21 protein-coding genes and 3 pseudogenes are annotated in these 22,379 nt (G+C 64.7%); 11 read left to right on the top strand and 13 right to left on the bottom strand.

Translation table 11 applies throughout. The features are described 5' to 3' along the window. The 3 genes and pseudogenes from NLI89_RS20315 to hemN all read right to left on the bottom strand — a co-directional run. Positions 1 to 363 (bottom strand): annotated as a pseudogene (locus tag NLI89_RS20315) (Mu transposase C-terminal domain-containing protein); the annotation flags it as partial. A gap of 58 nt (positions 364 to 421) precedes the next feature. Next, entirely contained in the window at positions 422 to 1,174 is a 753-nt protein-coding gene (locus NLI89_RS20310; protein ID WP_254688614.1) for a Crp/Fnr family transcriptional regulator, read from the bottom strand. Continuing rightward, the gene (gene hemN / locus NLI89_RS20305; protein ID WP_254688613.1) at positions 1,164 to 2,486 is read right to left on the bottom strand and encodes an oxygen-independent coproporphyrinogen III oxidase; all 1,323 of its coding nucleotides are present in this window, start codon (positions 2,484 to 2,486) and stop codon (positions 1,164 to 1,166) included. Before hemN ends, NLI89_RS20310 begins: the two co-directional genes overlap by 11 nt. Positions 2,487 to 2,591: 105 nt before the next feature. Between hemN and NLI89_RS20300 the strand changes: the two genes are divergently transcribed. Further along, the gene (locus NLI89_RS20300) at positions 2,592 to 3,290 is read left to right on the top strand and encodes an OmpW/AlkL family protein (protein ID WP_439144555.1); all 699 of its coding nucleotides are present in this window, start codon (positions 2,592 to 2,594) and stop codon (positions 3,288 to 3,290) included. A 131-nt stretch (positions 3,291 to 3,421) separates the two neighbouring features. After that, the gene (locus NLI89_RS20295; RefSeq protein WP_254688611.1) at positions 3,422 to 4,129 is read left to right on the top strand and encodes a Crp/Fnr family transcriptional regulator; all 708 of its coding nucleotides are present in this window, start codon (positions 3,422 to 3,424) and stop codon (positions 4,127 to 4,129) included. A gap of 1 nt (position 4,130) precedes the next feature. Here the strand turns inward: NLI89_RS20295 and NLI89_RS20290 are convergent, their stop codons facing one another. Beyond that, on the bottom strand, positions 4,131 to 4,667 hold the full coding sequence (locus tag NLI89_RS20290; protein WP_254688610.1) for a hypothetical protein: 537 nt from the start codon (positions 4,665 to 4,667) through the stop codon (positions 4,131 to 4,133). A 152-nt stretch (positions 4,668 to 4,819) separates the two neighbouring features. On the opposite strand from NLI89_RS20290, the gene NLI89_RS20285 reads away from it, so the two are divergent. Further along, positions 4,820 to 5,791 (top strand): HWE histidine kinase domain-containing protein, encoded by a 972-nt coding sequence (locus tag NLI89_RS20285; protein WP_254688609.1) that lies wholly within the window; start codon positions 4,820 to 4,822, stop codon positions 5,789 to 5,791. Between the two features lie 5 nt (positions 5,792 to 5,796). On the opposite strand, the gene NLI89_RS20280 is transcribed toward NLI89_RS20285, so the two are convergent. From NLI89_RS20280 to NLI89_RS20270, 3 genes are all read right to left on the bottom strand, one after another. Then, positions 5,797 to 5,985, bottom strand: a complete 189-nt coding sequence (locus NLI89_RS20280; protein ID WP_254688608.1) for a hypothetical protein — start codon at positions 5,983 to 5,985, stop codon at positions 5,797 to 5,799. A 73-nt stretch (positions 5,986 to 6,058) separates the two neighbouring features. Continuing rightward, positions 6,059 to 6,760, bottom strand: a complete 702-nt coding sequence (locus tag NLI89_RS20275) for an NAD(P)H-dependent oxidoreductase (RefSeq protein WP_254688607.1) — start codon at positions 6,758 to 6,760, stop codon at positions 6,059 to 6,061. 9 nt (positions 6,761 to 6,769) lie between these two features. Continuing rightward, positions 6,770 to 8,104, bottom strand: a complete 1,335-nt coding sequence (locus NLI89_RS20270; protein ID WP_254688606.1) for an MFS transporter — start codon at positions 8,102 to 8,104, stop codon at positions 6,770 to 6,772. Between the two features lie 186 nt (positions 8,105 to 8,290). Between NLI89_RS20270 and cyoA the strand changes: the two genes are divergently transcribed. The 6 genes from cyoA (at position 8,291) to NLI89_RS20240 (ending at position 13,451) form a co-directional block, all read left to right on the top strand. Then, complete coding sequence (gene cyoA, locus NLI89_RS20265; protein WP_302675893.1) at positions 8,291 to 9,433, top strand: ubiquinol oxidase subunit II; 1,143 nt, start codon at positions 8,291 to 8,293, stop codon at positions 9,431 to 9,433. A gap of 21 nt (positions 9,434 to 9,454) precedes the next feature. After that, positions 9,455 to 11,452, top strand: a complete 1,998-nt coding sequence (gene cyoB, locus NLI89_RS20260) for a cytochrome o ubiquinol oxidase subunit I (RefSeq protein WP_254688605.1) — start codon at positions 9,455 to 9,457, stop codon at positions 11,450 to 11,452. 1 nt (position 11,453) lies between these two features. Continuing rightward, on the top strand, positions 11,454 to 12,089 hold the full coding sequence (gene cyoC / locus NLI89_RS20255; RefSeq protein ID WP_254688604.1) for a cytochrome o ubiquinol oxidase subunit III: 636 nt from the start codon (positions 11,454 to 11,456) through the stop codon (positions 12,087 to 12,089). After that, positions 12,086 to 12,466, top strand: a complete 381-nt coding sequence (gene cyoD, locus NLI89_RS20250; protein WP_254688603.1) for a cytochrome o ubiquinol oxidase subunit IV — start codon at positions 12,086 to 12,088, stop codon at positions 12,464 to 12,466. The genes cyoC and cyoD overlap by 4 nt, the downstream gene beginning before the upstream one ends. 35 nt (positions 12,467 to 12,501) lie before the next feature. Next, on the top strand, positions 12,502 to 13,197 hold the full coding sequence (locus NLI89_RS20245) for an SURF1 family protein (RefSeq protein WP_254688602.1): 696 nt from the start codon (positions 12,502 to 12,504) through the stop codon (positions 13,195 to 13,197). A gap of 80 nt (positions 13,198 to 13,277) precedes the next feature. Beyond that, positions 13,278 to 13,451, top strand: coding sequence for a hypothetical protein (locus NLI89_RS20240; protein WP_254688601.1), 174 nt, complete (start codon positions 13,278 to 13,280; stop codon positions 13,449 to 13,451). A 51-nt stretch (positions 13,452 to 13,502) separates the two neighbouring features. Here the strand turns inward: NLI89_RS20240 and NLI89_RS20235 are convergent, their stop codons facing one another. After that, positions 13,503 to 14,207 (bottom strand): dienelactone hydrolase family protein, encoded by a 705-nt coding sequence (locus NLI89_RS20235; RefSeq protein ID WP_254688600.1) that lies wholly within the window; start codon positions 14,205 to 14,207, stop codon positions 13,503 to 13,505. Positions 14,208 to 14,335: 128 nt separating this feature from the next. On the opposite strand from NLI89_RS20235, the gene NLI89_RS20230 reads away from it, so the two are divergent. Next, positions 14,336 to 14,530, top strand: a complete 195-nt coding sequence (locus NLI89_RS20230) for a hypothetical protein (RefSeq protein ID WP_254688599.1) — start codon at positions 14,336 to 14,338, stop codon at positions 14,528 to 14,530. A gap of 196 nt (positions 14,531 to 14,726) precedes the next feature. Here the strand turns inward: NLI89_RS20230 and treF are convergent, their stop codons facing one another. The 5 genes and pseudogenes from treF to NLI89_RS20205 all read right to left on the bottom strand — a co-directional run. Next, complete coding sequence (gene treF / locus NLI89_RS20225; protein ID WP_302675892.1) at positions 14,727 to 16,334, bottom strand: alpha,alpha-trehalase TreF; 1,608 nt, start codon at positions 16,332 to 16,334, stop codon at positions 14,727 to 14,729. 82 nt (positions 16,335 to 16,416) lie between these two features. After that, complete coding sequence (locus NLI89_RS20220; RefSeq protein ID WP_254688598.1) at positions 16,417 to 19,113, bottom strand: TonB-dependent receptor domain-containing protein; 2,697 nt, start codon at positions 19,111 to 19,113, stop codon at positions 16,417 to 16,419. Between the two features lie 99 nt (positions 19,114 to 19,212). Next, positions 19,213 to 20,187 (bottom strand): FecR family protein, encoded by a 975-nt coding sequence (locus NLI89_RS20215; protein WP_254688597.1) that lies wholly within the window; start codon positions 20,185 to 20,187, stop codon positions 19,213 to 19,215. Further along, positions 20,180 to 20,677 carry an RNA polymerase sigma factor gene (locus tag NLI89_RS20210; protein WP_368077311.1) on the bottom strand — a complete coding sequence of 166 codons (498 nt, stop codon included), beginning with the start codon at positions 20,675 to 20,677 and terminating at the stop codon, positions 20,180 to 20,182. Before NLI89_RS20210 ends, NLI89_RS20215 begins: the two co-directional genes overlap by 8 nt. Before the next feature lie 287 nt (positions 20,678 to 20,964). Continuing rightward, positions 20,965 to 21,252 (bottom strand): annotated as a pseudogene (locus tag NLI89_RS20205) (integrase core domain-containing protein); the annotation flags it as partial. 27 nt (positions 21,253 to 21,279) lie between these two features. On the opposite strand from NLI89_RS20205, the pseudogene NLI89_RS20200 reads away from it, so the two are divergent. Next, positions 21,280 to 22,379: pseudogene (locus NLI89_RS20200) on the top strand (IS256 family transposase); the annotation flags it as partial.

Below are 22,379 nucleotides of genomic sequence, written 5' to 3'. Positions count from 1 at the left end.
ATCGGCACATCTATGGGAATCCCTGATCGACTCACATCGGGCGGAAACCGCTCTAAGGGCGGACGGTGCGCCCAGCATCACCATGTAGCCGGCCACCGCCCGTGAATGATCGTCCACCACCGTCGTCAGCCATGGTCGCGCTTCCTTGCCGCTGGCGTCGAGGATCAGGATATCGAGCTGCGTGTGATCGGCCTGCCATGTCGCGTTCGGCTTGGCGGCCCGGCGCCGATGCACCAGCTCGTACTTGTCGCGGAACGCGGCTGCGCCCTCATGCGCCAGTGTCGCCATCGCCGGATTGATTCCGCCCACGATGCTGCGCACGCTACCGTAGGACGGTGCCCGCCATCCCGCATTGCCGGCCATCCTTCACGTCCGGGATAGCTTAGCCTCCTGCCCAGAAAACCGGCACCACCTCCCTCCGTCATGGCATCACTCGCTCGATCGTTGATCGCCTCCCACCGACAAGGCGCTCGAGCGCAGCACGGTCCACCAGTTCGATAGTGCGGCGGCTCGGGAGAGCGATCAAGCCGGCCCGCGCCAGCCCCTGCAATTGGCGGCTGATCGTCTCGATCGATAGCCCCAGGAGATCGCCGATGCTCCCCCTCTTTAGCGGCAGATCGAGTGTGTCGCCGCTCGGTGCGCCGGCCCGCTGTCGTCGTGCGAATTCGAGGAGGAAGGCTACCACTCGCTCGCGAGCGCTTTGCCGACCGATGATCAGCAGCCAGCGCCGCGCCTCGGACAAGCTGTGCAAGGCACAGCGCAGAAGCGCCCGTTGCACAACCGGGTAGTCACGCGAGACTTGCTCCAACGCAGATCGTGGGAAGGTGCAGAGCTGGGCGTCGGTCAATGCGCGCACCGCGGCATTCGCAGGCGAGCCAAAGGGATCACCGACGATCTCGCCGGGAAAGACGAGGCCGACGCTCTGGGCACCGCTGCCATCGGACCGAACTACCGCCAGCACGCCCCACGTAAGACTGCCGACGATGGCATCGCCCGCGGTGGAGCAGATCAACGGGTCGCCCGATCGAATGAGCTGGCGCAGCCCAATCCTGCGCAGTGCCCGGCGCTCGCTTTCGCCGACTTGATCGCACAGCCCGCAGAAATGAACCGCGGAAGCGCGCGCGGCGGGTCGAGCGGCGCTCACCGGCGCGGCGGAAGGACCCTCAAACGGCATGGCTGAAGCGACCGATGCTTTCGCCGCGATACTGGTCGAGACGGGCGGCGATCGCGCGCGCATAGGGCAAGCCACCTTCCGCAAGCACGATCGACTCGCCGCGCCAGCGCAGCAGCCCGCGTGCTTCGAAATCTAGCAGCAAGGCGCGTACGCATGATCTGCCGGTCAGGGGCGACAGATCGGCAGCGCCGTGGGTCAGGATATCCTCGACGATCGTTCCCCGCGCGCGATCCTCCGGGGTGCGTAGCACACCGCGGTGCGTTGCGAAGCGGCCGGCGCCGAGCGCGAGATGCCAGCGGCCGGTATTCTTCTCGTTCTGAAGCAGACGGTCCGGAAAGCTGCTGATCGCACTCGCGCCAAGCCCAAGCAGGCATGTGGCCCGATCGTCGGTGAAGCCCTGGAAGTTGCGGCGAAGAGTGCCGTTACGCGCTGCGCTCGCCAGGGGGTCAGCGGGCGTGGCAAAATGATCGAAACCGACCGGCTGATATCCCTTCCCGGTCAGAACGCGATGAGCAAGCGCGGCCTGGTCGAACCGATCACGCGCGCTCGGCAGCTGTGAGGCATCGATCCGGCGCTGCCGAGGCAAGATCTGCGGGACATGCGCGTAGCCGAAAACGGCGAGCCGATCCGGTGCCAGGGCCAGCGCTGCCGCGAGGCTCGCTTCCAATTCCCGGCCGGTCTGGCCCGGCAGGCCGTACATCAGGTCGAAGTTCAGCGACGTGATACTCGCCGTGCGCAGCAAGGAGACCGTCCGCTCAATCAGCTCGGCGGGCTGCACGCGCCCGATCCTCGCCTGGATGGCGGGATCGAACGTCTGGACGCCGAGGCTTGCCCGCTCGACTTGGGCGGTCGCCAGCGCCGCGGCCCATTTTTCGTCGAACCCGCGCGGGTCGAGCTCGACCGAGATCACCGGCCGGTCGTGGCGGAATGCCGTCTTGATCCGGTCGACCAGCCTCAGGAAGACTTCCGGCGCGATCGCGTTCGGGCTTCCGCCCCCGAATGCTATTCGTCCAACGACACCCCGGGGCCCAAGCTTCGCGGCGAACAGATCGATTTCGTCGTGAAGACGGTCCACATAGGCGGATAGGCGCGCCTCTCGCGTGGCAGCGCCGGTATTGCAGCCACAATACCAGCAGATTTCCCGGCAATAGGGAATGTGAACGTAAAGCGAGAGCGGCTCTTCAGCGGGCAGATCCGCGAGCCCGGCTTCCAAGTCGGCCGACGCTACTGTTTCGGTGAACTCGGCAGCGGTCGGGTAACTCGTGTAGCGCGGCACCGGCTTGGCGAGCAGGTCGGGGTAATAGGTCCACATGAGCGAAAACTGCCTGACCTCCCCACAACCGTCTTTGACTCGCGTCAAAGCGGTTCTTGCGACCTCATCATAGCTGCTGCGCCATCAAGAATGGAGTAGACGATGATGCGGAATCTGGTTTCAAGCGCAGCAGTAGCGGTGTGCGCGCTTCTGGTGACGAGCCCCGCAGCAGCGCAGAGTGCGCCCTCGCCTGATGATCGGACAGGCGTCGCCGCAGGTGACGTGCTCGTCCGGCTGCGCGCGATTATGGTCGCGCCCAATGAGCGCTCGGGCAGCGTCCTTCCGGCGTTCACAGGCGAAAAGGCCAGTGTCGACAACAGCTTCATGCCTGAAGTCGACGCCACCTACATGGCCACCAATCACCTTGGCTTCGAGCTGATTGCGTCGACGACGAAGCATCATGCCGACGGGCGAACGGGAACCACGGGCTCGATCGGCCGGCTTGCATCGACCTGGGTGCTGCCGCCGACGCTGACCGCGCAATATCATTTCGCACCGACCAGCCACGTTCGGCCCTATGTCGGAGCCGGGTTGAACTACACCATATTCTGGACCGAGAAGGCATCGGACGGCCTCGTGAAGGCGGTCGGCCAGACCAACGTGCATATGAGCGACAGTTTCGGCTGGGCCGCGCAAGCGGGCATCGACGTCGACATCACGCGCAAGGTGTTCGTAAACGTGGACGTCAAATATATAGACATCGATACCAAAGTGCGCCTGCGGACTACGGCGATCGGAACGCAGCAGGTCTCGTTGCATCTCGATCCGCTGGTGGTCGGCGTGGGGCTAGGGATCAGGCTCTAAGTCACGCCCACGCGCAGCTCGCACGTCCATCATCGTTTCCGAAGAAAGGCGACGGCCCCACCTGCCCGGCTCGATGCACGGTTGATCATTGAAAAGAGGACAATCCCCTCGTCCACCGCTAAGATGGCGGCATGGCAAGTTCGGATATCTGCTCGGAATGTGCGGTTCGCGATGCAGCCTTATGCGGTAGCCTCGACGATCGCGAACTCAAGGCGCTTAACGGAATCGGCGAGCGCCGTCGCTATCTCCGCGGTTCGACGATCATTTGGGCGGGGGATCAGAGCGTCATCTGCGGCAACGTGCTGGACGGCATGCTCAAGCTCGCGACGTCCACTCCGGACGGTCGCGAGCAGTGTGTCGGGCTGCTCTACCCGGCCGACTTCGTCGGCCGACCCTATGCGGAGGAAGCCGATCACACGGTCGAGGCGCTGACCGACGTCGAGCTGTGTGTTTTTCCGCGGCGTCAGTTCGAACATGTGCTCGACGACCATATCCGCATGGAACGGCTGCTGTTGCAGCGGACGTTGACCGCGCTCCAGGAGGCACGGGCGCGCATGCTGATGATCTCGCGCAAGACCGCTGGCGAGCGTGTCGCCGACTTTCTCCTGGAAATGGCTACCAAGGTCGGGGGCGCGGGATGCCGGGCGAGTGCCGGCGCGCCGTTGACCTTTGACCTTCCTTTGACCCGCGGCCAGATGGCCGACGTCCTTGGTCTCACGATCGAGACCGTGAGCCGCCAGCTCACACGTCTCAAGACCGCGGGCATCATCAGCCTCCCAGGCCCGCGCGCCGTAACGATCTCTGATCGCGGCGCCCTGGAAGCGCTCGCGGCAGCCTAGGTCAAGCGGTCCCGCCGCGCTCCAGGCTGTGCTCGAGCGCCAGCCGCGCCTCAGCCGACAGACGCGTTCCGGCCAAACTCAGCAGCGTCAGCTCCTCGAAGTCGATCGCGCGGCGGTAGTTGTCGAACAAGCAGCGCAGCATATAGCTCAGCATGTCGATCTTCTCGGGCTCGAGCGTCTCCCTCTGGAGCAGCTCGATGACATCCTCCGCATGCACCGCATCGGAGATCTGATCCAGCAGGATGCGCGCGAGCACACCTTGGCCGAAACGCAAGGCCTCTCCGCCGAACAATTGTTCAAGACAATTGCCCGTTACCTTCACGTGATCGCGAATGCAGCAGCGCACGGTCTCGGCGAGGTTTCCCCGCTGCTCAAGCCCCGGACCCTCTGAAAGTTGGTCGGCCAGGTCTTCCGCGCGCTGACACATACGTCGGACCGCGGCGTGGTCGGCGAGCAAGGGCGCCAGGTCGACCTCGTTGACGACGTGCCAGTTGCGCCGAAAGGGCAGAACCCGGCGCTCGATAACGATATGTTCCAAAGCAGACCCTCCTGCTCTAAGCCATGATCGCGGCCCGCGCAGAAGACTTTGACCGCGATCAAAGCCGAGCGGTTCTTTCTAAAGGAGGGTGCGAGGTCGGCCCCTTGCCGTGATGAAGCGGGGCGGTAGACAAGCGGGGGAAGAAGAGGATCATGATGGACTCGAAGGCAGCGGAGCGAACGGCGGTGGTGCTCGTGCGACGAGCACTTGGCTTACTGGACGCTGCGAACGCCGGCAGCAGCGTCTTCGCGTGCCTTCTCTCCGACGCGCTCGACGCGTCGACGGAAGTGGAGACGGATGGTGCCTTGGACGCCGATCCGGAGCTGATGCGCCTCGAAAGTACGGGGATCGATGACACTACGTTTGCCCTGGTCGACGGTCGACGGATCGCGATCAGCCCCTCGGCGGTGTCGCATCTCTGCTGCGACGGCACCACCACGACCGTTCGGTTCGTCGATGGCACGCAAGTCCGGCTCGAGGATGAGTTCGAGGATATTGTGGACAAGCTCGCGCTGCCATGCGCGGGCCAGCCGCCGGCGAACGGCTTTATTCCAGTGGATGGTGCCCGTCATGCGCTCCGCAACCTGCTCACGATGGTGTCCGCACTCACCAGTCAGGCGATGGAGAGTGACGAGCCCCTCCTCGTCAAAGGCCAGGAAGTGGCAGCCCGCGTCGCGTTGCTCAGCAGGATCAGCGATCTGATCGTTCAACCCGAGGCACACGTTACCGACTTACAGACGCTGGTCGAGCTCGCGCTGGCTGACGGACACAGCAGTCGCGTGCGCATCGTCGGTGCGCCCGTCGCGGTCGGACCGAGTACGGCCGCCGCCATTGCGTTGGCTGTTCACGAACTCGAAGTGCACTCGCTGAGCTGCGGGGCATTGAGCGGCCGCAACGGCTATGTGTCGCTCCGATGGGAGATCAACGCGGTGGAGCAGCCCCATATCTGGCTGCAATGGGCCGAACGCGACGGTCCGCAGGTTCGACCGCCCCTGGACGCATGGAGTGAGCGTCTGCTCGCGGTAGCGACCCCGCGGCGGCTGGGCGGCGTCGGCGGCGTCGACGAACTTCCGAGCGGGCTCGTCTGGTCGCTTCACGCGCCACTCGCGGCGCTACAAGCCTAATGGTTTCAGTGGCGGTCGCCGGGTGGGCGGCCGTGCTCCTCCACGATCGCTTTGACCGCCGCGCTGCTGATCCGCTCGGCCGTGCGCAACGCTGCCTTCGGCGTCATCACGACATCGACGCTGTCGGGGCCCGTCACTGAGACCAGCCCATGATTCGCCTTCGCCGTCGAAGGCTCGTCGTATACCTCTTTCATCGATCGCTCCTCTGACCACTAAACGCTGTGGGCTGTAGAGGAGTTCATCGGATCTCTGCCGGCCCGTTTTTTCTCAGGCAGAGCCGGCGTGATCCTGCCGCCGGCGAAGCGCCGCTTGCGCCTGTTCGCGGTAGTGGCCGGCAGCCAGGTTGGCACAGGTCTTTTCCGCCGCTGCACGGACGCGCTCGAGCTGCTCGGCTGCATAGGCCGGCTTCATGTCTGGCACTACGGAGTCGATCCGGATATGCTCGGCCTGGCTCAGGCCAAGCCCGCGCATCAGGTAGACGTCGAAGATCTCCTTCAGCGAGAGCACCTGCCCCTGCTCATTCAGCCAAGGCAGCGACGTGCCGGACGTGCTGAACGAGAGGAGCGGCTTGCCTTCGACCAGCGGGTGTCCCTTGGCGTCGTGCACGTCCCGAAAGCTATAGCCGGCGCCCAGCACCCGATCGACATAGCCCTTGAGCATGGCAGGCGGCAGCCCGAACCAGATTGGGTAGACGAAGACGATGATGTCGCATGTGCGCACATGGTCGAGTTCCGCCGCCACGTCGGGTGCCGGCAGCCAACCCGGCTCGGTGGGCCGCTCGACCGCGCGGAGCACCGGATCGAAGTCGACAGCATAGAGATCGCGCACCAGTACGTGCTGGTGATGGCTTTCGACAACCTCGCGGTAGGCGTCGACGATGGCGTGGTCGAAGCCTTGAGGCGCGGGGTTGGCCAGCACCACCAGGTGGCGAAGGGGCTGCGCGTGCTGTGCGTCGTGAGAGTCAGTCATGTCAGGTCCTCAGGCGGTCTTGCGACCCCATTCACGATTGAGCGCCAGGGCACCAAGCGTGCAAGCCGCGCCCGACAGCAGATAAGCACCCACGAAAATGAGGCCGAAATTACTCGCGAGCAGCAGCGCAGCCAGCGGCGCAAACGCTGCACCGATGAACCACGACGCCGTGGCCGTCGTCCCCGCGCCTGTGTAGCGGTGGCGGGGAGAGAAGCTGCTGTTGGTCGCACCGGACGACTGCCCGAAGGATATCCCGAGAAGGACGAACCCGAGGATCATATAGACCCACTCTCCGCTCGGACCGCGCCCCAGCAGTTGCGGCGCGAAGCCGCTATAGGCCCCGATCAGCGCGGCTGAGACACCCAGGAGCGTGCGCCGCCCGATCCGGTCTGCGATGGTGCCCGAAGCAGCCACGGCCAAAAGCCCGACAACCGCACCTACCATCTCGATGACCAAGAAATGCACCGCGCTTTCGCCCGAGGTCAGCACCACCCAGGACAGCGGGAAAACGGTAACGAGGTGAAACAGCGCGAAGCTGGCGAGCGGCGCGAACGCGCCGAGGACGACCGTGCGTCCCTCCTCCCGAAACATTTGCGTCACCGGCGAGGGCTGGAGTTCGCGGCTTTCGAACAGTTCCTCGAATTCTGGCGTCGAGATGAGGCGGAGACGGGCGAACAACGCCACGACGTTTATGACGAACGCGACAAAGAACGGATAGCGCCAGCCCCATTCCAAGAAATCGGCCGTTTTGAGCGTCGTCAGGAGAAAGGCGAATACCGCCGCGGCCACGAACAGGCCAATCGGTGCGCCGAGCTGCGGGATCATCGCGAACCAGCCGCGGCGGTTCTGCGGCGCGTTGAGTGAAAGCAACGCGGGCAGACCGTCCCAGGTACCGCCCTGCGCGAACCCCTGGCCAAGCCTGAAGATCGCGAGAAGGACCGCTGCCACGCCGCCGACCTGAGCATGGCTCGGCAGGAACGCCATCGCAGCAGTGGAGCCGCCGAGTAGGAACATGGCAATAGTGAGCTTGACGCCGCGACCGTGACGACGATCAACCCAGAGGAAGACGAACGCCCCGATCGGGCGGGCGATGAACGCGAGCGCGAAGATCGCGAACGAGTAGAGCGTGCCCGTGAGCGCATTGACATAGGGGAAGATTAGGCTGGGGAAGACCAAAACAGACGCAATAGCGTACACGAAGAAGTCGAAGAACTCGGTCGAGCGACCGATGATCACGCCAACCGCGATATCGCCTGGACGAACTTCATGCTCTCGGGCATTGATCAGCCGGGCGTCCCGCTCGAGGGTTGTCGAGTTCGCCGTGCCGAGGGTGCTGGCAACCATCCCTGTTCGTCCTCCGTTCCGTCACCAACCGGTTTGCGACGCGGGATCGCAACGATCTTGCCGGCTGATGGTTCACCCTAGCCATTGATAAACGATACACCTTTGATCCGAGTCAAAGTCGGTCGAGGGAGGGAGGGTTAGCGAGCGAGCATGCTAAGAACAGGATCCAACCGCATTCGAAGGGCCTTGCGCCTGCCCCTTTTGGCGCTGCCGGCGATGCTCGGGGGCTGCGACATGGTCGTCATGAACCCGGCCGGCGACATCGCCGTCCAGCAGCGCGACCTCATCCTGTTTTCGACAGGCGTGATGCTGCTCATCATCGTGCCGGTCATGGCGCTGACGGTGGTGTTCGCGCGCAAATACCGGCGCGGTAACGCCAACAAGACCTACGACCCCAAATTCGACCATTCGACGACGCTGGAGCTGGTCATATGGGCGTGCCCGCTCCTGATCATCATCGCGCTCAGCGCCGTGACCTGGACGAGCACGCATCTGCTCGATCCTTTCCGGCCGCTGGAGCGGCTCGGCCCGGGCAGACCGGTTCCCGCCGGCACCAAGCCCCTCGAGGTGCAGGCGATCGCGCTCGACTGGAAATGGCTGTTCGTCTACCCGGACCTCGGCATCGCTACGGTGAACGAGCTTGCGCTGCCGGTCGATGTTCCGGTGCATTTTTCGATCACCTCGACCGACCAGTTCAACACCCTGTACGTGCCGACGCTGGCAGGCATGGTCTACGCTATGCCGACGATGAAGTCCGAGCTGAACGCCGTCATCAACAAGCCGGTCACGAGCGAAGGTTATTCGGGCAATTACACCGGCCGCGGCTATTCGGACATGCGGTTCAAGTTTTATGGCCAGACCCCAGCCGACTTTGCCCGTTGGGTTGCCCGTATAAAGGCAGGAGGCGGCACGCTTCAGACCGCCAACTATATCGCGCTCGCCAAGCCCAGCGAGAAGGTGCCCGTGATGCGGTTCGCCTCGGTGCAATCCGGCCTGTTCGACCGGATCGTCAACCGCTGCGTCGAGCCCGGCAAGCCCTGCATGGTCGATGTGATGGCCCGCGACATGGCGCGCGGCGGCGGCAACCCCGACGATCACCGCATGGGCGCCGGCATGGCGCCGGGGCGCGGTGCTGCGCCGATCATGGGCGAGAAGCCGGTGCCGGCGCTCCAGAAGGCGCCAGAGGACAAGGGCTCCGGTCCGAACGTCACCAAGCCTGAGAAGCCCGGCGCACCCGGCCAGCAGAAGCCCGGTGACCAGCGCAACCGCGACATGTCCGCGATCACCCCCCTCCCCGTCCCCGGCGCCACCCGCGCCGTGCGGGCCTGACCCCCCGCGAACGGAAGCACGATGTCTGACTCATTGCTCAAATCCGTCTTCGGTCGGCTGACCTGGGAATCTTTCCCGTTCCATGAGCCGATCCTGCTCACCACCTTCATCGTCGTGTCCCTCCTGGGGCTCGGCATCGTGGGTGCCGTCACCAAGTATCGCCTCTGGGGCTACCTCTGGGGCGAGTGGTTCACGAGCGTCGATCACAAGAAGATCGGCATCATGTACATCATTCTTGGCATCATCATGCTGCTGCGGGGCTTCTCCGACGCGCTCATGATGCGGGCACAGCAGGCGGTGGCGTTCGGAGCAAACGAAGGCTATCTGCCCGCGCACCATTACGATCAGATCTTCACCGCGCACGGGACGATCATGATCTTCTTCGTGGCGATCCCGCTGGTGGTCGGCATCATCAACTTCGTCATGCCGCTCCAGATCGGCGCGCGCGACGTCGCGTTCCCTTTTCTGAACAATCTCAGCTTCTGGCTGACGGCCGCGGGCGCGGTGCTGGTGATGATCTCGCTGTTCGTTGGCGAGTTTGCCCGCACCGGCTGGCTCTCCTACGCACCGCTCGCCGAACTCGCATACAGCCCCGATACGGGCGTCGACTATTACCTATGGTCGCTACAGATAGCGGGCGTCGGCACAACCCTGTCTGCGATCAACATGGTCGCGACCATCATCAAGATGCGCGCGCCCGGCATGACCATGATGAAAATGCCGGTTTTCTGCTGGACGGCGCTCTGCTCGAACGTTTTGGCCATCGCCATTTTCCCGGCGCTGACGGCGGCCTTCTTCCTCCTGATGCTCGACCGCTACGTCGGCACAAACTTCTTCACCAACGAGCTCGGCGGCGCGCCCATGATGTACTGGAACATGGTGTGGATCTGGGGTCACCCGGAGGTCTACGTCCTCGTTCTCCCCGCCTTCGGCATCTACTCGGAGATCACCGCAACCTTCTCGGGCAAGCCGCTCTTCGGCTATTCGTCGATGGTCTACGCGACGGTAGTCATCACGATTCTCTCCTATCTCGTCTGGCTGCATCACTTCTTCACCATGGGTGCTGGCCCGACCGTCAACAGCTTCTTCGGCATCGCCACCATGGTGATCTCGATCCCGACGGGCGCGAAGATCTTCAACTGGCTGTTCACCATGTACAAGGGCGACATCCGGTTTGAGCTTCCGATGTGGTGGGTCGTCGCCTTCATGCTGACGTTCACCGTCGGTGGCATGACCGGGGTACTGCTCGCCATCCCGCCGGCCGACTTCGTCTTCCACAACTCGCTGTTCCTCGTGGCCCACTTCCACAACGTCATCATTGGCGGCGTCGTCTTCGCGCTCTTCGCGGGCATGACCTACTGGTTCCCCAAGGCGTTCGGCTTCAAGCTCGACGAGTTCTGGGGCAAGGTGGCATTCTGGGGATGGGTGATCGGCTACTGGATCGCGTGGACGCCGATCTACGTCGTCGGTCTGATGGGCGAGCCAAGGCGTGTTCATCACTTCGATGACACGAGCATCCAGCCCTACTTCGTGATCGCGGCAATCGGCGCCCTTATAATCCTGGTCGGCATCCTCGGCTTCGTGATGAGCATCGTCATGGGCTTCGTGAAGCGGAAGCAGCTGGCGGACACGACGGGCGATCCGTGGAACGGCCGCACGCTCGAATGGTCGACCAGCTCGCCTCCTCCAGAGTACAACTTTGCGATCACGCCCGTCGTCCACGATCTTGATGCCTGGTACGACATGAAGGCGCGCGGTTACGAGCGGCCCAAGGAGGGCTTCCGCCCCATCCACATGCCGCGCAATACCGGCAGCGGCGTGATCCTCGCCGGTCTCGCGCTTGCGCTCGGCTTTGGCATGGTCTGGTACATGTGGTGGCTCGCCGCGCTGAGCTTTGCCGGCCTGCTGGTCGTCGCTGTTGGCCACACCTTCAACCTCAAGCGCGACTATTTCATCCCGGAGGATGAAGTGACGCGGACGGAAAGCGAGCGGCGGCAGCTGCTGGCCGCTGGAGCCTGACATGACCGAGCACGCAATCGACGCCCGTGGGGCGCGCACAACCTGGCACCTCGCCGAAGAGGAGGACCATGATCACGGCGGCAACGGCGCCACCGTGCTTGGTTTCTGGATCTACCTGATGAGCGACGCGCTCATCTTTGCCTCGCTGTTCGCGATGTTCGGGGTGGTGAGCACGAGCTACGCCGGCGGTCCCGTGCCGCGCGAGATCTTCGATCTCAAACTCGTCGCGCTCAACACGGCGTTCCTGCTCGCCTCCTCGATCACCTTCGGCGAGGCCATGCCGCACATGGAGGCCGGCCGGGTCGGGCCGACCCGCTTCTGGCTGGCGATCACCGGTCTGCTTGGCCTGGCGTTCGTCGGTGTCGAGCTTTACGAGTTCTCGCACCTGATCGCCGAAGGTGCGGGGCCGCAGCGCAGCGCCTTCCTGTCCGCCTTCTTCACGCTGGTGGGCACCCACGGGGCGCACGTGACGGTCGGCCTCATCTGGATTGCTGCTTCGCTGATCCAGCTCGGCCAGCACGGCTTGATTCAGCCCATGAAGCGGCGGCTGATCTGCCTATCGATGTTCTGGCACTTCCTCGACATCATCTGGATCGGGGTCTTCACCTTCGTCTATTTGTATGGAGTAATCCGTTGAGCACCGAACCCTATGACGCCGCGCTGCACGCGCATGGCGACACGCACGGGCACGGCAGCCGGCTCGGCTATCGCGTGGGATCGCTGCTCGCGATCGTGCTCACCGTGGTGCCCTTCTGGCTGGTGATGTCGCAGTCAGGACCCGCGCCCGGCTGGATGGCCGCGGTGATCTTCGCCCTCGCGGTGAGCCAGATTGCGGTTCACGTGATCTGCTTCTTGCACCTCGACACGCGCTCGGAGGGCGGCTGGACGCTGCTGGCCTTCCTTTTCACGGCAGTGATCGTCGTGATCACCATCGGCGGGTCGATCTGGGTCATGTTCCACCTCAACACCAACATGATGCCAATGCCCGGCGCGCACATGGGCCCGGTTCGCTGACCGGCCTACGCCGGTAGCAAGGGCACCGGTCCATAATGAAGCGGCTGCTTCTAGTCGGGCTGGCGCTCGCCGGCATGCTGCTGTTCACGGCGCTTGGCGTCTGGCAGGTCGAGCGGCGCACCTGGAAGTTGGCGTTAATCGCGGCGGTGGACGAACGGATCCATGCGCCGCCAGCGGTAGCGCCCTCCGCGAACGAGTGGCGCCGGAGGGGGCCAGCGGAGTGGCAATACCGCCGCGTGACTGTCACCGGCCGTTTCGTGCACGATCGCGAGACCCTCGTTGAGGCCGTCACCGAACAGGGCAACGGTTATTGGGTGTTGACCCCGCTGCGGATCGCGGACGGGACGTTCATCCTCGTCAATCGGGGCTTCGTTCCTCCGGATAGGACAAACCGCACCACCAGGGCGCAGGCGCTGCCTGCCAAGCCTGCCGTAGTTACCGGGCTTCTGCGGCTCACCGAGCCGGGCGGACGGGTACTGCGGCCAAACCGGCCTGAACAGGATCGCTGGTACTCTCGCGACGTTGCGGCCATTGCCCGAGCGCGCGGCCTGGCCTCTGTCCCTCCGTACTTCATCGACGCTGACGCTAGCCCAAACCCTGGCGGATGGCCGCTCGGCGGGCTCACCGTGGTTTCCTTCCCCAACAACCATCTGGTGTACGCGCTGACCTGGTTCGGGCTTGCGCTGCTGTGCGGCTACACCCTGCTGCTGGTCTTTCGCACGAAACGCTAACACGCGCCTACGCTCATCCGGTTCGCACCCGCGCTGCTGCTCAGCGCGCATGCTGAACTTGACCCGGAAAAGGCGGAATAATGCTCGCCAAGATCTTTACCCGACGGTGGAGTCGCAACGCGCAATTCGCTGGACAGCCGCTTGCCTTCGTCGTCGCGGCTAGCCTGATCGTCGTCTGGCTGCTGCGCGGACGGCCTCTCTGCTGCCCCTTTGATTTCGCGGCGAGCGGCCTGCATGCCGATCGTTCCGGATGAAGAGTATGCATAATCCGGCACCGGCGAGTCGTGCTGCCATCCGGCAGGCGCTCAGGCGAGATGCTCGGCGAAAAACGCGGCTGTACGGGCATCCGCGCGTTGCGCGGCGGCATCCGACCTGCGGGCACCGAACTCGGTCGCAAAGCCGTGGTCCTCGCCTGGATAGTCGTACAGTGTAACCTTAGGATGATCGTCAAGGCCGTCATGCATTGCTGCCTGCGCCGTTTTGTTCACGAAATGATCCTCCTCTGGAATGTGCAGCAACACCGGCTTGGTGATGGCGTGTGATTCCCGAAGAAGGCCATCGATGCCGACCCCGTAATACCCGACGGAGGCATCCACGTCCGTCCGTGCCGCGGTCATGAAGGCGAGCCGGCCGCCCAGGCAATAGCCGACCACGCCGACTTTGCCCACACCGCCGGCAAGCAGCCCCCGTGCAGTGCGGATCGTCGCCTCGATGTCACGGATGCCCGCATCCTGATCGAACTTGCCCATCAAGCCGAGCGCTTGCTGCATCTGTTCCGGAACGTCGGGATCGAGCTGGATGCCCGGTGCGATCGGCCAGAACAGATCCGGCGCCAGCGCCAGATATCCTTCTGCCGCCAGACGATCGCACTTGCTGTGAATGCCCGCATTAACTCCGAATATCTCCTGAATGACGATGATCGCCGTTTTCGGCGGTAAAGCCGGTTCGGCAACATAAGCGTCGAACGCGCCTTGGCCGTCGAGTGTCTGGATCTGGATGGTCACGGTCATGCTGGTCCTCTCGCGCGGCGGATCGTGCTGGGCTATGCAGCGCGCCATAGGTCTGTTCAAGGGGCGGTGCCCGACGACGGTGACGGTAGAATTGATCTGATCCCAGACGGGCGGGCCGGACGATGGGCTTGCCAGACCTGACGCCGCTGCATGAGCGCTGTGCCGCATCGCTTCTCGAAACGATGAACGGTCAGGTACGGACGGAATGGTTAGAAAACGTAATGAAGAGTCGGGTGCGCATGAGCGATGCAGGCGTCGCGAAGTGGCGGCCTCTAACGGAGGAGCAAAACCGGGCCATCGGGACGGAAAAGCAGGCCAACTGAGGCGTGCGGTGACGATATGAAAAGGTCCCCGATAAGGGCCCTTTTTCATACGGTTGCCGTCCTCGGACGGGCGGCATACGGCCCATTCTTCATCCGTGTAGTCGCTTGCATAGCGCAAGCCGCTTCTGTCATGCTCGCGGCGAGCGGTTTTGGACCAGCCCATGTGATCCCCGTGGTCTTCGCAACCCTCGGTGAATCACAAGCCACTGAAATCGCCAAACTCAATTTTCGGCCGGGCTCTTAAATCCGGGTAGCGATCCAAAATGACACTCGTCACCCCGTTTGTCCATCCGAAGCCGTCCTGCACCGGATACTCTCCGCCGCCGCCTGGTGTACGTGCCTCTATGTTGTACTTCTCCAGCATCTTGCCGGTGTCTTCATAGGCGGCCTGGACGGTGCCGAGCCAACGCATCGCGATCTCCTTCGCCAGCATCGCCTCGCCGTTCGCCGCCAGGCCTGCGATCGCCACCCATTGCAGCGGCGCCCAGCCGTTGGGCTCATCCCATTGCAGCCCGGTGCTCAGCGTCGTCGTACGCAGGCCACCCGTCGCCAGCAGTGCGTTCCGCGTCGTCGCGGCGACCGCCTTCACCTGAGCGGGCGAGGCGATGCCAACGAACAGCGGAAACAGGATCGCGGCGTTGACGCTGTTGGTGGGCCTGGCCGTGGATAGGTCCCAGTCGGCATAGCGAGCGATGGTCGCCTGCCACAGATAGCGGTCAATCGCCGCTTTGCGCTGCGTCGCGAGGCCGGCATAGCGCGTCCCACAGGCGACATCGGCCGCCGCGCTGCATCCATCGGCGATGCGGCGCTCCATCGCGAACAACAGGCTGTTGAGGTCGACCGGTACGATGTCGGTGGTATGTATCGTCGCGAGCGACTGCGGATCGCGCAGCCAGCGCGAACTGAAGTCCCAGCCGCTTTCCGCACCGGCACGCAACGCGCGCTGCGTGTCGGCGGCGGCGCGCGGTGCCGCCTTGGCGGCGGTCGCCACGTCTTCGGCGTAGGACTCATCGCGTGGGGTGTCGCGATCGTCGTAATAGCGGTTGAGCAGGCTGCCGTCCGGCATGCGGACGACCCGCAGGCAGGCGGCGCGCGCGGTGACGCACCCTACCCCCTTCATCCAGTAATCATGCTCCCCGCGCAGCGCCTTCAGCCGCCGCGCTGCGACCGCCGGGTCCTTGTTCTCCGACAGGTCTAGCATCAACGCAAAGAACGGGGGCTGCGACCGGGAGAGGTAATAGGTGCGCGTGCCGTTGGGGATATGGCCGTAGCGTTCGATCAGGCTGGTAAAATCGTCGAGCATCGATTCGACCAGCGGCTGCTGCCCATCGGCCTTCAGCCCGAGCATGGTGAAATAGCTGTCCCAGTAATAGATCTCCCGAAACCGCCCGCCCGGCACGACGTAGGGCGCCGGCAGCGGCAGCGCCGAGCTGCCAGCGACCGGCACGACCGGCTGGCGGACGAGCTGCGGCCACAGCGTGCGGACGTGGGTGCGCAGATCGGAGGTACCGCGATCGTTCTCGCCGGGCACGATGAAATTTGCGAGCACGAACGCTTTCAGCGCCGCGCCCTGCGGCCGGGTGCGGGCGTAGTCGGCGAGGATCGCCGCAGCCTCTCGCTTCGGCAGCGCATCGACGAAGGTCTTGCCGTCCGCGAACACCCGCTGCTGCTGCACCGCGTCGAACAGCCCGCCATAGATGTCGGCGGGCGAAGGATTGGCGATCGTCGGCGATGCCACCTGTGCGGCAGCCATCGCGGGCAGCGACAACGACGCCGTCATGGCGATACGGGACAGCATGTTCATCACGTCGCGTGGTTTCCCGGTCAGTTGATCCGCGGACAAAACGGCCGATGCCCTGTTTAGGCACCGGCCCAGCGGGGGACTATCAGAAGTGGAAGGCGGCGGCGAAGCGGATCGAACGGCCCACGATCGGCCGGGCAAGGATCGTGCCGCTGCCCTGCGCACCGAGCGTGCGCGGATTGCCCTCGGTCAGCCCAATCTCGTCGGTCAGGTTGTCACCGATCACCTGGAACTGGATCTGGCGGTTGAGATCCAGCGTCAGCCCGGCATCCAGCTTGTAATAATTGGGCAGGACCTGCGCGTTCTGGATGTCGGAGAAGCGGTCGCCGACATAGCCGATCGTAGCGAACACGCCCGCCTTGGTGTCGCCGCCGAGCGCGACGTCATAGGCCGGCGTCACCCGCCACTGCCATTTCGGCTGACGCTGGACGCGATTGCCGGTAAGGTCGGTGCGCCCGCCATCGGTGAAGAAGTCGCGATAGGTCGCATCGAGATAGGTCGCCGATCCGCTGAGCGTGAAGCCGGCAAACGGGCGCAATTGCCCCTCCAGCTCGACGCCGGTCGCTTTGGCGCCGCCGATCGAGGCGATCGGTGCACCGCTGGTGATGACCGTCGTCGCCAATCCGTCGAAGGTGTTGTGGAACACCGTGGCGTACAGGTTGGCGATACCGGTCGATACCTTCACCCCGCCTTCGTAGCTGTCGACCTGCGGCGCGACGTCGATGCCGTCGCGCAGATTGTCGAAGAACGGAAAGCTGTTGCCGCGGCTGTAGCGGATGAAGGCGCCCACCTGTCGCGTCAGGTCGTAATTGACGCCGCCGGTCCACGACCAGGCATCGCCCCGATAGCGGATGGTGCGGAACGTGCCGTTGAGCTGCGCATCGCCATTGTCGTACAGCGTCCTGGCACTGCCGTCCGCGCCCGCCGCAGGCACGCTCGCTGCAAGATTCTCCAGCGTTCCGTCGACCGAATGCCGTTGCCAGCGGACGCCGCCATCGATGCGCAGTTGATCGGTGATCTGCAGTTCGTCGACCGCATAGCCGGCGAGATCCTCACCGGTGTAGCGCGCATTGACCTTGAAGGTCGAACCGCTGGTGAAACCGTCGCGGGTTACGATCCGCCCGTCCGCCAGCGTCAGGTTCAGGCGGCGCGCGTTCGGCTCCGCGGTCAGCAGCATGCTGTTGCCGAGGTTCCAGCGATCGCGCGACTTGTAGCGCGAATAATAGACGCCGCCGGTCAGCGTATTGCGTCCCGATTTCCATTCCAGCGCGAAATCGTTGACGAACGCCTGGATATGTTTCTCGACGCTCCACAGCCCGGCCTCGACCACCTGCTGGTTCGGCGACGCGGCGCCGCCGCCGGTGGCGAAGGTCAGCGAACCGATCGTACCGCCACGACCCGCGGCATAAGCGGCGGCGGAGATCGGCGGGGTGCCGCCGGGCACCAGGCCGATGGTGTCGGCATCGCCCTCCAACCAGCTGCCACGATCGCGAACGGTGATCCCGTGGGCCAGTTCGTAATCGAAGTTGCCGCCGATATTATAGATACGCGCGCTGCGGCCATCCGCCAGGTCGACGCGGCTGCCGTCGTTGCGTACCCCGATCCGCGTGTCGCGGCCGACCAGGGTGCCGGTGCCCGCGTCGAAGCCGGCATATTCGCGGATCTTGTCGCCGTCCTGCACCACCGGGATCGGCAGCAGCCACTGGCCGCGATCGTCCAGGTAGCGCCCGAAGACGAGCAGCGAACCCTTGTCGAAATCGTGGCGGATGTTCGCGGTGATTTGGCCGCCACGCTCCGCCTCGAACTGCGCATCGCGAATGCCGCGTGAGGTCGAATAATAGCCGCCCACCATGTATGTGGTGTTGGCGTCGATCGGACCGGAGACGTAGCTGTCGACGCGGAATTCGCCGAAGTCGGTACCGGACAGCTTCAGCATCGCATCGGGCGTCTGTTTGCCTTCACGCTGGACGAGGTTGATCGTCAGGCCCGGCTGGCCGTTGGAAAACAGCGCACCGGTACCGCCGCGCACCGCCTCGACCCGCTGGATCGTCTCGTCGATGCGGATCAGCTGGGTATTCTCCAGGAACGACAGCGTCGGCGGCGGAAAGAACGGCACGCCTTCGGATTGGAAGGTGACGTATTCGGCGTCGCCGCCCGACGGATAACCGCGCACGAAGATGTTGGCGCCGGTCTTGCCACCCGAGGATTCGGTGCTGACGCCCGGCACCGCACGCAGCACTTCGGCGGTGCTAGCCGTACCGAGCCGCTGGGCGAGCGCACCGTCGATCGTGGTGACCGCGAACGCGGCGTTTTGGCGGCGGGTGCCGGCCCCTGCGGTGCCTATGACGACGATGTCCTCGGCGGGCTCTTCGGTCGCCGACACCGCCTGCGCGGTGGTGCCGTCGGTCTGCGTCGCGCCGGCCTGCGCCGCGGCCGTCGCCGGCGCGACCTGCTCCTGCTCCGCGACGATCAGATAGGCGCCGCCGGGGGTCATCCGGTGGGTGAGGCCGGATCCGCGCAGGATCGTGGTCAGCGCATCGCGCACGTCCATCCGTCCGGCGACCGCGCGGGCGGTCTTGCCGCGGACCAGCGTCGGGGAAAACAGGATCTGCTTGCCGCTTTGGCGCGAGAAGGTGAGCAAGGCATCGCTCATGTCCTGGCGGGCGATGCGGACGCCGATCGGGGCGGCCTGTGCGGTGACGCCGACGGGCATGCTGCTGGCGCCCAGCACCACCGCGGTCATCATCGCCCCGCGCAACAGCGCCCTGTTCTTCGACGTCATGGTCCTATCCTCCCTTTTCGTCCGATCCCTCTGCCGGGGTCGGTCAGGAATAGAGACGCAGCGGCTGCCAAAACCCGAACCGCGCGCCGCAATCTTTTTCTACGGTCGCGATCCGATGATCGTGCGGCCGTCGCGATCCCGGCGGACCGTCACCGGGAATCCGATCCGCAAGGCATCGAGGAACGGCCGGACGTCGCCGGTGCGGAACGAACCGCTGATTCGGATGCGGGCGGCAGCTGCATCCGCGATGGCGATGCCCGGCGTCGCATAGCGGTTCATCTCGGCGACCGCCTGCTGCAGCGTTTCGTCTTCGAACACCAGCCGCCCCTCGCTCCAGCTCGCCAGCCTCTGCGGGAGGCCGGGCACGTGCCGCACCGACACGCCGAGCTCGGACGCGGTCAGCACGTCGTCGGGAGCGAGCGCGACGGGAGCTGCACCACCCCCGGCGACGATCACCTTGCCCTCGACCAGCGCGACCTGCACCGCGCCGGGATGCAGGCGGACGTCGAATGAGGTCCCGTGCGCGGTCACCGATCGCCCGCCCGCGGCGACCACGAACGGCCGCGACTGATGCTTGGCGACTTCGAACAGCGCCTGGCCCTCTTCCAGCACGAGCCGGCGCTCGGTCGCGGTATAGGCGACGCGCACCCGGCTGGCGGTGTCCAGCGTCAGCCGCGATCCGTCGCTCAGTGTCACCATCAGCCGCTGCCCGACCGCCGTACGATAGACCGGTGCCGCCGCAACCTGAACGGCGGGCGCGCGCGCGGGATACTGCCACCAGGCGAGCGGCGCCGCGGCCACCGCGCAGGCCGCTGCCGCCCACGCCCAAGGCGCCAGCCGCGCCGGAGGGCGGGCCAACGCCACTCGGGCGACTGCGGCATGACGCAGCGCCAGCAGATCGGAGTGATCCGCCACGTCGGTCACCGCCTTGTGCGCCGCCGTCACCACCGCCCAGGCCTCGCAATGGCCCGGCTGAGCGTGCCAAGCGGCGAAGCGCGCCCGCGTCGCCGCACTCGGATCGCCCTCGAGCCGTTCGGCCCAGCCCGCCGCGTCGATCAGGCGCGGATCAGTCACCGCGCCAATCCTTCAGCCGTTGGGCGACATGCGCCAGCGCGCGTGCCTGGTGCTTCTCCGCGGCGCGCGTCGAAATAGCCATGGTATGCGCGACAGCGGCCATCTTCATGCCCTCCAGCATCCTCAGCACGAAGACATCGCGCGTGCGTTCCGGCAGTTCGGCGAGCGCGCCGGCCAGCGCCTCGGCGATCCGCCTGCTCTCCAAGACGCGATCCGGCGCAAAGTCCGAACCCTCCAGGGAAAAATCGTCGATCGGATCGGACAGGCCGACCCCGCGCACCTGATCGCGCCGTGCACGATCCTTCAGCACGTTAGCCGCGGTGACGAAGATGAAGCTGTCGCGCTGGCGAATATCATCGGGGTCCGGCAGCCGGCTGAGGCGCAAGAATACCTCCTGTACGAGATCAGGGACATCCTGCTGCATTGCTATGCGCCGGTTGAAATAGCGGCTCAGCGGCACGCTGTAGGTTTGGATCAGCGAGGTAAGCACCCTTGAGCGGCGACCGTCGTCTGCCGAATGGTCTGCGCTTCCGCTCACACAGTCGATGTAGACGCCCGCGATCCGCGGTCAAGCCACTGGTGCGGTCCGACACGGCGAGCCGCGGTGCCTGTAAGCCCCCGTTACAAAGTTGAGGGCGTGATCGCTGGTTGATCCAAGGCTGCCTTGAGGCGATGGCGTTTGAGGGTCCCCCGGTTTCTCATCCGGGCTGAAGGTAAGTTTCCGGCGCTCTGACCTGAGCCCTGCGGATTGGTCCATTATTTGTGAGAAATTCCCGCTTAGGTGTTTGGTCCCGGCATTTGGTGGATCAGGTCGACGATGAACAAGTCTGGCTCTGACGTCCAGATCTTGGCGATGTATTCGTAGGGCGCGAGCCCGTGGAGCGTCTTGAGCCGGCGGGCGAAGTTATAGGCGGCCATGAAGTCGGCGAGGTGCGTCCGCAGCTGGTTATGGCTCTCGTAGTGGAAGCGTTTGACGGTCGCCTCCTTGATGGTGCGGTTCATCCGCTCGACCTGACCGTTGGTCCACGGGTGGTGCGGTTTGGTGAGCCGGTGCTCGATCCCGTTTGCCTCGCAGATCATGTCGAAGCGCATCTGACGCGACCAGGCCGTGTTGCGGTTACGCGGCTGCTCGGCGATCTGAAGAAGGCGCTCTCTGAGCGCATGCTGTCAGCAGAGCTGGACGATCATCTGGAAAATGAAGGGGCCGCAGGCGCAATCAACCGGCGCAACGGCTCGTCGCGAGAGACGATGCTGACGGGCACGTCGAAGGTGACGTTGGACGTGCCGCGGGATCGCGCGGGGACGTTCGATCCGAAGCTGATCACCAAATACCAGCGCCGTTTCCCCGACTTCGACGACAAGATCATCTCGATGTACGCGTGCGGCATGACGGTGCGCGAGATTCGGGGGCATCTCGAAGAGCTTTACGGCATCGACGTGTCGCCGGATCTGATCTCGACGGTTACCGACGCCGTGCTGGAGACGGTCGCCGAATGGCAGGGTCGCCCGCTCGACACCTGCTATCCGCTAATGTTCTTTGACGCGATCCGTGTAAAGATCCGCGACGAGGGGTTCGTCCGCAATAAGGCGGTGTACATCGCGCTGGGCATCCAGCCGGACGGCACGAAGGAGGTGCTCGGCATCTGGATCGAGCAGACCGAGGGTGCCAAGTTCTGAGTCAGGGTAATGAACGAGCTCAAGAACCGCGGCATCGCCGGCATCCTGATCGCCGTCGTCGATGGCCTGAAGGGCTTCCCGGAGGCGATCAACGCCGTGTTCCCCGAGACCATCGTTCAAACCTGCATCGTGCATCTGATCCGAAACAGCATGAGCTTTGCGTCGTGGAAAGATCGCAAGCCGATCGCCCAGGCGCTTCGCAGCGTCTATCGCGCCGAGACGCCCGAGGCCGGCCTGGCGGCGCTGGAGGCGTTCGAGGCAGGCCCCTGGGGCCAGAAACATCCAGCCATCGCCATGAGCTGGCGGCGGCACTGGGACCAGGTCATGCCCTTTTTCGCCTTTCCCGAGGGCGTCGGCCGGATCATCTATACTACCAACGCCATCGAGGCTTTGAATTCGAAGATCCGGCGCGCCGTCCGCACCCGGGGTCACTTCCCCGGTGACGACGCCGCGATGAAGCTGCTATATCTCGTGCTCAATCACGCCGCGGACGAGTGGAAACGGCCGCCGCGGGA

This window comes from Sphingomonas faeni (assembly GCF_024273235.1).
Classification (GTDB): Bacteria; Pseudomonadota; Alphaproteobacteria; order Sphingomonadales; family Sphingomonadaceae; genus Sphingomonas; species Sphingomonas faeni_A.
This window is presented reverse-complemented; position numbering and strand designations above follow the sequence as displayed.